The organism is Aquimarina rhabdastrellae (genome assembly GCA_947387485.1).
Classification (GTDB): domain Bacteria; phylum Bacteroidota; class Bacteroidia; order Flavobacteriales; family Flavobacteriaceae; genus Aquimarina.
On record CANDNT010000001.1, the window covers coordinates 780,152 to 793,505 of the forward strand.

The window sequence follows — 13,354 nt, forward strand, 5'->3', positions numbered from 1 at the left end:
CACTTACAAAAACTATATCAGGTTATTTCACAATAACTCTTTTAGTTATTTTTTCTCCATTTGACAATTGAATCTGAATAAAATTCACCCCCTTTTGTTTTACTCCATCTAATTGTACTTCTATTCCATTTTTATTTTCTATAGCTTTCATTTCTTTTCTCTCTCCAGATAAACTCACTAATTCAACTTTTGCAACAGTCTTTACATCAATAGTTGTTACTATTACTCTTGACTGAGCTTGAACAGGATTAGGAAGAACACTTACTTTTGTTTCATCTATAGTTTTTGGACTAAAAATAGTTTCTTCACCTATAGGAGATTCTTCTAAAACGGCTCCTATTTCTGCTATTTCTCCAGTCGCTATTCTTCTGTTCATTTCTTCTAAATATGCTCTAGTAGGTCTAAATGGGATTTCTTTAGTTTCTACATAGTATTCTCCTCTAGATCTTCCTTGTAGTTGTATTCTAAATGCAATACGCTTTTCTCCCCATCCAGTACACTCATTCCAGATTCCATGCTTGATATAGTACCATGTATTAATTTGAAGGTTATTATTAAAAGTAGCTGTATCTGAAGTACAACATTGAATTCCATTTCCTGCTACTTGAGTATTAGTTCCATCATAGAATACTCCCCACCAATGATTCACAAATACTGGATTATTAGCTGCTTGAACATTTACTGTTACATTACCGCTAAAGTCATTACTTGCTGCTATAGCAAAATTCGTAGTATAATTATTCCATCCTATCGTATTAGGCAGTGCTTTACGTGTTTCTTTCCATGAAGTACAATTGTTCCATACTCCGTGTTTCACATAATAGTTTTTTGATCTACTTAATCCTGTATAGGTTACAGTTGTTCCTCCTTGTATAGGTGATACTCCTCCTATTGTATTAGCATCTGAAGTTGTTCCTGCTGTATTAGTTTCAAATAGTCTCCACCATTGTGCAGGATTAGGATCTGTTGCAGTTACAACTACTGTAATAGTACCATCTTCTGCACAATAACGTTGGATAGAAAAATCTGAAGAGATTTCACTTTCTTCCATAATAAAACGTCTTGTTGTTGGAACCCATCCATTACATTCATTACCCACAGCTAATTTCACTTCATATTCATATCCACCTGCTATAGTGTAATTTTGACCATTAAATAAACTCGTTAAATTAACAAGTCCTGCTTGTCCACTAGTCCATCCTAATGTAGATTGCCATTGAAAAGATCCAGTACTTCCTATTGGTCTTCTCCATATATCAATAAAGTGATTCGCTTCATTTTGAGATGCAGTTCCATTTAAAAATACAGTATCATTACAATCAAACGTATTTTTTACTGTACCATTTTGATCTTGAAAATGAAATGCTGCTACTGGCGTATCTGCCGTATTTGTAACACAAAAATTATCAAAACCTATTCTCTCTGTTTGAGAAGGCTGACCTGCCACATCTGTTCCAAATGCTATCCCATCAAAATTGTTTAATAGGTTATTCCAATCTGCAGCTGTTCCTCCTCCACTTATCACCCAGTATCCCTGATTATTACTTGGTAACGTACTTCCATTTGCAGGTTCTAATGGTACACAAATATTAACCCATTCACTGTTTTCTGTAATTTGAGCATTGTTTGCTACAAAAACAGCTGCTGCTGTTTGGCTTGTTACAGTTCCTCTATAAATCCTCAATGTAGGAGTCATAGTATGTGATCCACTTGAATCTCCATCATTAAATACTTTATAATCGTAACAAATTTTTGCTTTGCATCCCGATATACTTGAACTATTATAAGATGTATTATAAATCCACGATCCAGAACTACTTGCTCCATCAGCACCTCTAAGATATCTTGATCCATCTGCTCTAGGAGCCGTCAAACTTACACTAATCGATGCTGCAGAAGTTTGCCAATTCCCTACATTATTGTTATTAAAATTTTCGCAAGTTGTATTGCCTTGAGCTATTATACTTTGTATACATAGTAAACATACTATCATTAAAAAGTTGGTTAGTTTTGTTTTAAAAGTTTTCATGATTTTTATTGATTATTAGCACTTACTCATACGCTTTTCGGTAACCGCGGTCTATTATTTTTAGTGATTGATAGACATTTCACTGTAATACATAGGATGATCAGCCCTATATTTGGGTTAACAATTGTTATCTTTTCTTCAATTTTAAAAATGGGGATTGTTATCACTATTCCTTAAATCAAATAGCGAAAAGCATTACTGCTTATTTGTAATTATGTCTAGCGTTTACACAGACAAATATAGTTTTGATCTCCTGCTATTTTTATGTGCTAATTGCTGAATCTCCTTTTCTGATTTCTAAATGGATTATCTTAATTGCTATGTTTCTTTCTGACCTATATTTTTACGTCCGCACACAGTCACCCATGTACAACAATACATTTACAAACTGAATTACAACAGGTTACATTTTTAATTCTTGTTATTTTTTAATATATTGATATAGAATTGTTGGGAAACATTTTAAGGGATATAGTATTAAGATAAGGGATTATATTAAGGGAAAACTTCTTCGTTTTTATACTATTTGTACACTAAATTATTTGATACCCCCCAGTTTGCAGGGTATTGCATTTCACGTAATCTGGTCTACTTTTCTGACGCTATGTTATAGACATTTGTATTGTTGTTTTCTAACACTTTGGTCTACTAACTAACACTGTCATTATGAAAAAAATAACTACACTATTACTTTCATTCCTTATTGGGTTTTATTCTTTTGCTCAACACCTTCCTTTGGTTATTAATACATCAACTCCATTAATGGAAAAGGAATTAAAAGTTTATTATACTAATGGTACTCTCAAAGAAGAAGGAACCTTAATTGATGGTAAATTACATGGTGCTTGGACTCTATTTTATAACAATGGTGAAATACGTAAAAAAGGGTTCTTTAAAAACGGTAAACCTCATGGGGTATGTACTTCTTATTCAAAAGATGGTCGTGTAGTGTTAATTGAACGTTATAGTGAAGGAAAAGAGCACGGTATCTGGAAATCTTATTATACCAACGGGCAACTTAATGTAGTAGGAGAATTTGTCAAGGGGAAAAGACAAGGAGAATGGAATATCTATGATCGTACTGGTATCAAAGCTCAAACTGTTGAATTTAATAATGATGTGGAACAAAAAATCACTTCACATTATACTGTAGTCAATACAAATACAATTCAAAATTACATTAGCAGCATAGATTAATTATACTGCTAATGTTCATATTCTATTATTTCTTGGTCAAGGCTACTTTTATTCCCATAAGGATATATACAGCTCCTGATATTTTATTTAACCAATTATTAAATTTCTCGTTGGTTTTCATTTTACTTGAAAAAGCCTGAGAAACATATGTTAATACAACAAACCATATGATACCTATCAAAGTATATGTCATTCCTAAAATGATAAATGGTGTAGCTTCTTGCATTGCTTCTGGTTTGATAAATTGAGGAAAAAATGACAAAAAGAACAGTGCTACTTTAGGGTTTAACACATTTGTAATTAAACCTGAAAAGAAATGTTTTGTATTGCTTTTTTCTTCTTCTATTGTAGTGGTTAAGTCTAATTTTTCTTTACTAATTAACTTCATCACTCCTAAATATACAAGATAGGCGGCTCCTATATATTTAATAATCATAAACGCAGTAGCTGATTTTGCCACTAACATCGAAAATCCCATAGCGGCTAGTATGGTATGCACCATGATTCCACCATTAATTCCTAATGTTGCAAAAATCCCTGCTTTTTTACCTTGACTTATAGATTTATTTAATACAAAAACTGTGTCTATTCCTGGAGTCATAATAAATAATACAGCTGTTGCTGCAAAAAGTCCTATGCTAGTGATTGCTTCCATATCATTTTTTTTGCAAATATAGATTTTTTGCTTGCATTTGATCTATTTAAAATCACCTTTGTATATTATTTAAATCATTTTAAAAATACGATTGTAATACTCCTAAATTATCCAATATTATTGTAGGATTCGCCTGAGATAAAGTTTCTTTAGTTTGCGCTCCAGAAGTTACAGCTACAGTTACTCCACAATTTGCATTTTGTCCTTCTTTTATATCAATGATAGAATCTCCTGCTTTAAGTACTACTTGCGGATCTGTTATTTCAAACAATTGCATTGCCTTATGTATCATTTCTGGTTCGGGTCTACCTTTAATCACGTCATCTGCTGTTATTAAGGCATCAATCGTCTCCCCTATCTTCCAATTTAATTTTTCTAATAAGTTTAATGCTGTTTTTCTATCATATCCTGTATTTAAGACTACTTTGACACTCTTTTCTTTTAATTGCTTAAATAAATCTTCTACTCCTTGATGTGGTGTAACATTCAATTTTTTATAAGCTTCGGATAATAATTCTTGAAAGGTCTCAAATATATCTTCTGCTGTTTTTTCATGCAATAAAAGATCTTCTTGCTTATCCAAAATAGACCGAATCGCCGCTAATTTTTCTTTACCAGCTCCGTGAATTAGTACGGTTTCTAATGAAACTTCTATACCGTGTATTGCTAAAGCTTTACGTACAGTTTTATAAACTACATTATTTTCGTTTACGGTAGTTCCTGCCATATCAAAAACTACTAATGCTATATGATTTAATTTCATTTGTTTATTATTTTTTGAATATGTTCTTTTGCAAAACCTGCACTGCCTGTCATCCCTTTTCCTCCTATACCAGTAACAATGTGTACATGATCGTCTATTGTTTTAAGATATACATCTTGTTTTTTACATTGAGCATAATACCCTATCCATTTATGTTGAAGTTCGTAGGTAGGTAATGCTATAATTTTTTTACATTCCTCTATCATAAATTCGTCTATCGCTATATCATGATCAAAGCTCAGATCGTCTGCATCTTTTGCTGCTGCATATTCATGTGAATCTCCCAAAATAACTGATCCATCTACTGCTTGCTTAAATAATATATGTACGCCCCATTCTTTTTGTAATGTATTTTGATCTTCGTTAGCTTTTATTTCTTTAAAAGAAGGACATTCTGTAAAAGCTTCATATCTGCGTATTGACCATCCAGTTAATATAGATCCTTTAAGAGTATATGTTTTAGGTTGTGGTTTGGTTTGCATCATTTGTAATTTAACAACTTCTAAATCACTTTGTTCAAAATGCTCTGGATAAAGTGTTTTAAAATCTTTTCCATTACAAATAATCACTTTAGTAGCTTCTATTTGTACTCCTTTTGTTGCAGAAACACGAACTCCTTCAGCAATACGTTTACATTCTAAAGCTGTTACTCCTGTATAAAGTTTTAATCCTTTTTGATTCACTAAATACTCTTGTAAACGATGAATCATTTGTCGAGGTTCTACCGTTACTTCTTCTGGGAAATATAATCCTGCTCGGGCATACTTTGGATTTAATCCACTATACTGTGCTACACATTCTTCTTTTGTTAACAATCTAGATGAGTAAGAATTTTCTTGATTAAGTTTATGCAATTCTTCTATCAATTGTACTTCTTCTTGATTTGAAGCTATATATATTGTTCCGTTTTGTCTAACAGATATATCAAAATCGGATTGAATTGTTTTATAAATTTCTAATGAAGTTCTTCCGTATTTTTGCCATTTACTATTCATTCCAGACGGCACTACTTGTCCGAAATTTTGCGTAGTAGCACTTCTAGGCGCTTTATCTTTTTCGATTATAGCTACACTTAATCCTAATTGCAATGCATGATAGACATGAAAGGTTCCTAATACCCCTCCGCCTATTATGATAAGGTCATATTTTGTTCTCATCAGATATGAAGTTCTTGTGTAGAAAGCTCTCGTTGTTCTTTCTTTTGTTTAAAATAAATTAGTGAAGTATATATTGTTATCACCCCTATTACTATAAGTGTATAAGTACCATAAACAAAGAATTTTACCCAGGAAAGTTGAGCCGAAGCAAAATTCTTATAAAACAATACAAGAATACTCCCTAAGTAGCCATAGGCATCTGCCATATAAATAAAATATCCCGCATTTGCTTTGAATTTGAATGCAGCGATCATACGATCAAAAAACAAACTATTAAATGGTACATAGCACATATATAGTCCAAAACCGCTCGCTATCATCCACAGATATGGGTTGACTATTCCTTTTTGAAAACCCAACGTACTTATCCCCATCAGGATTAATGCTAATATGATGATATTGTGATACCATGTAAAAGCTTTGAAGTTATCTTTGATTAGAAATTGCAGTCCTAAAATTATTAATACAACAAAGGCTATAATCAATTCTGCCGTAGTATAAACACTTATGTCTCCTCCATATCCCAATCCATCCCATAATTCTCTAGTAAAATTGTCTCTAAAATCTCTAAATGCGGTCAATATTGTATAGAATATGATAAGGGCAATCATAGGTAATCGATGTTGTTTAAAAAAACGTTTACGATCTATATAAGTCATAGGATTTCTTTTACTACGTAGCCTAATATCTTCTACTGTAGGTTTCGGTATTAATTCTAATCCTATAGTGCATAATATTAAAGGGATTATAAATATTGCGCCAGTAATAACAGGCATCCAGAACTCAGTTACCTCAACATACTCCATAACATATATTCCCACCGATTTTACCATTCCTGAAGAGACAATAAAACTCGTACATAAAATCACTCCCATTATCTCTGTAAATCGCCTTCCTTCTAGGTATGAAAAGACGATTCCCCAAACCATTCCTAATGGTAATCCATTAAAAAACATACAGATGATGTTGTATGGTCTTGGTATCAAGGCAAAGCAGAGTAACGACAATTCTGCTACAAAAATAAAACTCAGTAAATACCAAGCTCTACGTTGTTGTGGCAAAGTTGCAATTACTCTTATGCCTATGAATTTAGAGAGCGTATATCCTATAATCTGGGCTATGATTAATAATATTTTATAATCAATACCCCAATATATAATGTCTTGAAATGTAGCTACGCTAAATGGTTTTCTAAAAGCGTACATACAAAAATAAGTTCCAAAAGCTGCTAATGATGCTTGTATTATCCATCTCATCTCGTTGAGATTAAATCTCATTTTAGATTTCATTAAGCTTGAGCTCATTTTTATTTATTGTTCTAATTGCAGTTTTATTGATTTTCCTGCTCTAGGCTCATTATAATCTTCGCCTAACAACTCCATTATTGTTGCTGCTATTTGATTACTATAGAGTTGCTCAACTCCTTTTTGTTCACCCTTAGCTTTTACGCCTCTACCTATTGCTGCTAACCATACTTGATCTGCTCCTTTAATCACAAATGTTTTTCCGTGATATTTTAAATTATTACCATGATGTTGCCAATCCTCAATAGGATTTGTTCCACGACCATGATCTGTAGTAATGATCAGTGTCGTATTATCTTTATAAAAAGTGTCTTGCTGTATATATTGCCATAGATCACTAATAAACTGATCTGTTCTTCTGGCTGCATATAAATATTGATCGTATTTACCATCGTGTGCAAAGTCATCTGTTTCTCCATAAGAGATAAATACCATTTTAGGGTGTTTTTTTTGAATATATTCTAAAGCATAATTATGTGTAAAAACATCTAGACGCACACTAGACCAAGGGCTTGGTGTTTCTTTTTGTAACTTATTTAAATACGCTTCTCTTGCGGTAAGTTCTCCTTTGGCAAGACCAAAACCTGCATTAATAGGAAGTTTACTTCTATTTTCATTAATTATAAACGGAAATACATCCCAGCTCCCAAAAGCAGCCACTTTTTCTTTAAAATGTTCTTTGGTATTTAAATGCTCTAAGATTGTTATGTTAGGATTATCAATCTTATCATTACTGGAAATGCGTTTATCATCTGCAAAACCGCAAAGAATTTCGCTATATCCAGGATATGAAAACCAATGATTATTTGTAAGGTTTACTTTATTATCATAGGATCGATTACCATAAATCACACCTTGTTTTGCTATAGTCATCCAGAAAAAAGGCATCATTGTCTTTCTACGTTCTTCTGGAGTTACTCGCCAAAAATCTTTTTTTAATATTGTGGTATCACTTACAAACTCTGTATGATTTATCAATTGAGCATCTGCTCCTGTAAATAACTCTTGCCATCTTAATCCATCCATAGTTATTAGAAATACTTTGGATGTGGTATCTTTCTTTTTATGATTTTTTGTAGCTACTGGAGTCTTTTCTTTTTTACTTTTCGCTTCAGCTTGTTTTGTATCTGCGCAACTATAAATACTTATTAGTATTCCTATAAAGATGCATAGTTGTTGTATATTATTTTTCATTTGTATAAACTGTATCTTACCTATTCTAATAACCACATTCTTGTATTTATACTATCATCTCCTTGATTTAGAATAGTTTCTTCATAATGTTGTCCATTAAGAACTTGCTCTGTTTCTGGATAGATAAATCGTACTGGAAAAAGATCGTTATTAATATTACCTACCGATGGTGATAAATTAGGATATCCTGTTCTTCTATGATTAAAATACCCCTCATAACCTATACCAAAGTTTGCAATCCATTTTTGTGTAACTATGGCTTCGATTGGATCATTAACTTGATTTAAATCAACCGTATTTTGTGTAAGATATGTTGCTGGTAAGTTTATGTCTAAATATTCAAAATTAGCTTGAATTCCTCTATTGTAGTATGTATTTGCATCGCCAGAAAGTAATCCTCTAGTAATTGCTTCGGCTATGATAAAATTGACTTCTGCATAATTTATGATTGTTGCATCAACTGTATCTGGTGCCAAAAAACGAGTAGCATTAGGGTTTGAAAAATCCGATACATTAAACCCATTGATTTCTTTCCAAGCTTCGTTTACTCCGCTTTCTAGTCCGTTGAAGTTTCCTAAGCTATTAGGCTGAAATAATGTTGCTATTCTAGGATCATTTCTATCTGTTAACATTTGTGCTACTGCTGTTGTCATGAGTGTTAATCCTATATCTCCACTACGTGCATCGGCTAGATACCATCTGTTAGGATCTATAGTAAGGTAATCTACTTTAGCATTTTCACTATTGTCATTAAAAACACCATTATCTATAGTAGTTTGCATTTGTGTTCCCACATTACTTATCTTAGTTGATGCTCTTAACAAATAACGTAACTTAAGTGAGTTTCCTAAACGTTTCCACAGCCCTAAATCTCCATCATAAATAATATCTCCATTAATAGTAAAATTACCATTGTAATTTGCTGCTGCATCAGCTCCATTAGTTAATAAAGCTATAATACCCATATCTGCTGTATAGATATCTTCTTGACGATCATATCGTGGTGTAAGAATACCTTCTCCTCCTCTACCAGCTTCGGTAAATGGTACATCTCCCCATAAATCTGTTAGCATTCCTGCCGTATATGCCTTTATAATTAAAAGAGGCCCTTCATACACGGCATACGCTTCTTCTTGAGTTCCTTTTTGCAACATTAAATTAATATCTCTAAGTACAATATTGAGCTTATCCCATAATTCTGAATTGACCAATTCGTCATAGCGATCATATCCATTAAAATCATGATTGGTTGTTAACTGAGCTAATTTGTTTCCTATCTCCCATCCATCTACAGTAATTGCATTTGTTAACCTCCAAAGAATTCCTCTAAATTCTAATGCTGGTGTAGCTGTTTCTGGAAAAGTTGTATCTGTATTAATCTCTTCAAAATTTGATGTACAAGCTGTGCTAATTCCTATAATAAATACTAGGATGATTTTTATATTTTTAACTGTTTTCATGTGACTCTCTTTGATTAAATTAGAATTTAGCATTAACGTTTATTCCAAATGATCTAGCAGATGGTAATGCCATATCTTCTACTCCCGGTACAAAATTCTGCCCTTGAACTGCTAATACTTCTGGATCAAAATGTGGATTCTCTGTAAAGAGCAAAAGATTTCTTCCTATAAGGGAAACTCTAAATTCGTCAAACCAACTATTGAATACTGTTTTTGGGAACGTATATCCTATAGACACTTGTCTTAACTTTAAGAATGTAGCGTCATACTTTGCATTATCTTCATTATCTCTATCATAGAATGATTTGTAATAACGTACTGCATTCATTGTTTCACCAGTTTCAAATGGTCTTGTTTGAGGTTCTCCATTATTATCAAACCCTGTTAATACAACACCATTAGGTCGAATTCCTTCTTCTGGTCTATATGCAGTAGTTTCTAAGTTTCCAGAAGTAGAAGCTATTGACAATTGTCTAGATATAATTGTTCCTCCTTGTCTCCAATCCCATAAAAAGCTTAAATCAAAATTTTTGTACTTAAAATGGTTATTCCATCCAAGAGTAAAATCTGGATTATAATTGCCTAAAAGTCTAAGATTAGGATCTTTGATAGGTTCTACATTGCCATTGTTATCTACATTATAAATATCATTACCATCATTATCTTTTAAAAACCCTGTTCCGTACATATTTCCTACTCGTTCTCCTTCTCTAGCAAATACCCAAACGGTACGAGAAGCTGTATTGTAGATACGAGAATAGGCCATCGTATAAGAATCAAATCCTGTTGGTAATGATGCGACTATAGCTCTATTTCTTGAAAAGTTAAAACTAGATAACCATTCAAACTTATCATTTTGTATTGGTCTTAGATTTAAAATTGCTTCGATACCTTGACTACGTATCGACCCTCCATTTTCTATTTTTGATGTAAATCCACTAGAACTAGCTACTGGTAATGCAATAATTTGATCTTCGGCTAGGGTATTATAATAAGCAAAATCCAATCCTATACGACTATTAAACAATCTTATATCTGTACCTATCTCAAACGAAGTGGATCGTTCTGGTTTTATATTAGGATTACCTGCATTAGTCGTTAAATACGAATACGGTTGTGAATTATAGGTTCCTGTATTTGTAAATAAATTCTTGGTTTGATTGGGTTGTGTATCATTTCCTATTTGTGCCAAACTTGCTCTTAGTTTTAAAAACGAAATTGTTTCTGGTAATTCAAATTGTTCTGATAGAATCCAACTTGAAGAGATTGCTGGATAGAAAAATGATACATCTTTTCCTGATTGTTGTGTTGCTGAAGCTAATGTACTTGACCAATCATTTCGTCCAGAAATATCTAGGTATAAATAGTTTTTGTATGCTAGTTGAAATAATCCATATATCGAATTCTGTCTTTCTCTTTGATTTAATTCAAAATTCTCTATAGGTGATGCTGCGTTACTAAAACTATAAATTCCTGGAACTGATAAATTAGCTGTAGATAAGGTTCTTGCTCTAACTTTTTGATAAAAGGAATTTACTCCTACGGTTGCTGTAAATACTAAATTATCGGTAAAGTTTTTGTTGTATTTGGCTAAAATATCTAGATTACTCAACCATCCTGTCGCATTTGTCTCTACATAACCTCCATTTGCAAAACGTTGTGTTGAAAAAGCTCTAAATTGCGGTCTAAATTCGTTATAATAATCCAACCCTCCTCTGACTGTTAAACTCCAATTTTTATGTAATTTATAATCTAAAGTTATATTACCTATCAATCGATGTTTATCTAGTTCATTTCGGTTTTCATGTACTGTAAAATAAGGATTATCATGCCAAGCATAATTGTAATTAAATTGTTGTGTTCCTTCAAATCCTCTTTGCCAATACTCTTTTAAGTTGTTACTGTTAACCGATCTTCCAAACCAGGTAAAAACATACATTAAGTTTTCTGATCCATATCCACTAGCAGGTCTGTTATCACTTCTTGAATTGATATAGTTAAAAGAGCTTTTTACAGCCATCTTATCATTGACCTGATATCTAGATTTAAGAAAAACGCTATTTCGTTTTAAATCACTGTTGGGTATAATGCTTTCGCTAGTAAGGTTTGTATATGATAATCGATAGTCTCCTTTATCAAAACTCCCTCCTATAGCTATATTATTTATGCTTGTAAACCCTGTTCTAAAAAAATCTTTTACGTTATCTGGATGTGCTCGCCACGGTGTTGCTGTTATTCCTGGTAAGTTTGCCGATGGATTATTAGGGTTGTATCCTCTTATGTAAATATCACCTCCTCTTACTATAGTACCATCTGCTAATTGAGAAGGACTATCAAACTGTGGTACTACTATATTTGCCGAGAAAGGTGCTCCCCAACTTTGATCTTCATCATCATTGATTCCTATTCCTCCGGATAAACCATCTCCAAATTCAAACTCCCCATTGACACCTTGTCCATAACTATTTTGATATTGAGGTGTTGTTAGTATTGTTTCTATAAAAAAGTTAGAATTGTATGCTACATTAAATTGATCTCTACCCGATTTAGTTTCGATCACTACAACTCCATTGGCTCCTCGGGCACCATATAATGCTGTAGCTCCTGCCCCTTTAAGAACTGTAATTGATCCGATATCATCAGCGCTAATTTCTGCTGCTGCATTTCCATAATCTATAGCTTGTACTCCAGAAGATGCTTCGGTAGTAGGGTTAATAATTGCATTATTAAAAATTGGATTTCCATCAACTACAAATAAAGGATCATTTGAATTAAAAGAAGTTTCTCCTCGTATTACAATTTTTGATGTTGATCCTGCTCCTGTACCACCTTGTACAATTTGTACTCCTGATATTTTTCCTGATAAATTATTTAATAAATTAACATCCTTAGCTTCAGTAATGTCTTCACTTTTTAATGTTTGTGCAGCATATCCTAATGCTTTGGCTTCTCTTTTTATTCCGATTGCAGTTACTAATACTTCTTCTAGATTTTCTGCAGAAGCTTTCAAAGTAATCTGACCAAGATCCTTTAATTCTCCTTTTAGTATTGTAACAGTAAGCTCTTTGGTATCAAAACCTATATAAGACACAACTAATGTATATTGTCCTGCTGATAGTTCTAAGATTTCAAAGTTTCCATCAAAATCTGTTACTATTCCTTTATTGAGTTCTTTTATTGTAACATTGGCGCCTAATAATGGCATTTTTCCGTCAATGACTTTTCCTTTGATTCCTGTTTGACTAGACATGGATGTGCTTATCATTAGAAAAAGTATTGAAAAGAATAGGTATACACTTTTCATACGTGAAGTTTAGATTAATTGTACTGATTTTTACAGGTCAAAAATCCATATTAATCTATTCAAGTACACTACCTTATGTTTATCTATTCTTTATCCTTAAGTACCTATATGTTTATGCTAACATTAACTACTTTAAATCTTGCTTAAATGTACGTTATATTATAATGATATTAATATGTTTTAAATTTTGTAATCAATTTTTACTCCAAATTTTTATGGTTATTTTTTACTATTAAGGTTACGCAGTAACGCTTTTCTCAACATACCATAATTCATCCAAAAACACACCAA

The 13,354-nt window shown here is 32.4% G+C and carries 9 protein-coding genes; 1 reads left to right on the top strand and 8 read right to left on the bottom strand.

Annotated elements, in window-relative coordinates:
* Positions 1 to 22: 22 nt before the first annotated feature.
* Positions 23 to 2,029 (bottom strand): T9SS type A sorting domain-containing protein, encoded by a 2,007-nt coding sequence (locus ACYEKI_RS03365; RefSeq protein WP_459209747.1) that lies wholly within the window; start codon positions 2,027 to 2,029, stop codon positions 23 to 25.
* Positions 2,030 to 2,695: 666 nt separating this feature from the next.
* Between ACYEKI_RS03365 and ACYEKI_RS03370 the strand changes: the two genes are divergently transcribed.
* A complete protein-coding gene (locus ACYEKI_RS03370; protein WP_459209748.1) occupies positions 2,696 to 3,226 on the top strand; it encodes a toxin-antitoxin system YwqK family antitoxin in 531 nt (176 codons plus the stop codon).
* Between the two features lie 25 nt (positions 3,227 to 3,251).
* Here ACYEKI_RS03370 and ACYEKI_RS03375 read toward each other — a convergent pair whose 3' ends face one another.
* The 7 genes from ACYEKI_RS03375 to ACYEKI_RS03405 all read right to left on the bottom strand — a co-directional run bounded on the left by ACYEKI_RS03375 (position 3,252) and on the right by ACYEKI_RS03405 (position 13,024).
* On the bottom strand, positions 3,252 to 3,881 hold the full coding sequence (locus ACYEKI_RS03375; RefSeq protein WP_459209749.1) for a LysE family translocator: 630 nt from the start codon (positions 3,879 to 3,881) through the stop codon (positions 3,252 to 3,254).
* Positions 3,882 to 3,960: 79 nt separating this feature from the next.
* Positions 3,961 to 4,644, bottom strand: a complete 684-nt coding sequence (locus tag ACYEKI_RS03380) for a phosphonatase-like hydrolase (protein ID WP_459209750.1) — start codon at positions 4,642 to 4,644, stop codon at positions 3,961 to 3,963.
* A complete protein-coding gene (locus ACYEKI_RS03385; RefSeq protein WP_459209751.1) occupies positions 4,641 to 5,801 on the bottom strand; it encodes a TIGR03364 family FAD-dependent oxidoreductase in 1,161 nt (386 codons plus the stop codon). The genes ACYEKI_RS03380 and ACYEKI_RS03385 overlap by 4 nt, the downstream gene beginning before the upstream one ends.
* The gene (locus tag ACYEKI_RS03390; protein WP_459209752.1) at positions 5,801 to 7,057 is read right to left on the bottom strand and encodes a DUF5690 family protein; all 1,257 of its coding nucleotides are present in this window, start codon (positions 7,055 to 7,057) and stop codon (positions 5,801 to 5,803) included. The genes ACYEKI_RS03385 and ACYEKI_RS03390 overlap by 1 nt, the downstream gene beginning before the upstream one ends.
* A gap of 54 nt (positions 7,058 to 7,111) precedes the next feature.
* Positions 7,112 to 8,299 carry an alkaline phosphatase family protein gene (locus ACYEKI_RS03395; RefSeq protein ID WP_459209753.1) on the bottom strand — a complete coding sequence of 396 codons (1,188 nt, stop codon included), beginning with the start codon at positions 8,297 to 8,299 and terminating at the stop codon, positions 7,112 to 7,114.
* A 20-nt stretch (positions 8,300 to 8,319) separates the two neighbouring features.
* Positions 8,320 to 9,759 (bottom strand): SusD/RagB family nutrient-binding outer membrane lipoprotein, encoded by a 1,440-nt coding sequence (locus ACYEKI_RS03400; RefSeq protein WP_459209754.1) that lies wholly within the window; start codon positions 9,757 to 9,759, stop codon positions 8,320 to 8,322.
* Positions 9,760 to 9,778: 19 nt separating this feature from the next.
* Positions 9,779 to 13,024: a SusC/RagA family TonB-linked outer membrane protein gene (locus tag ACYEKI_RS03405; protein WP_459209755.1), complete on the bottom strand. Its 3,246-nt coding sequence runs from the start codon at positions 13,022 to 13,024 to the stop codon at positions 9,779 to 9,781.
* Positions 13,025 to 13,354: the final 330 nt, after the last annotated feature.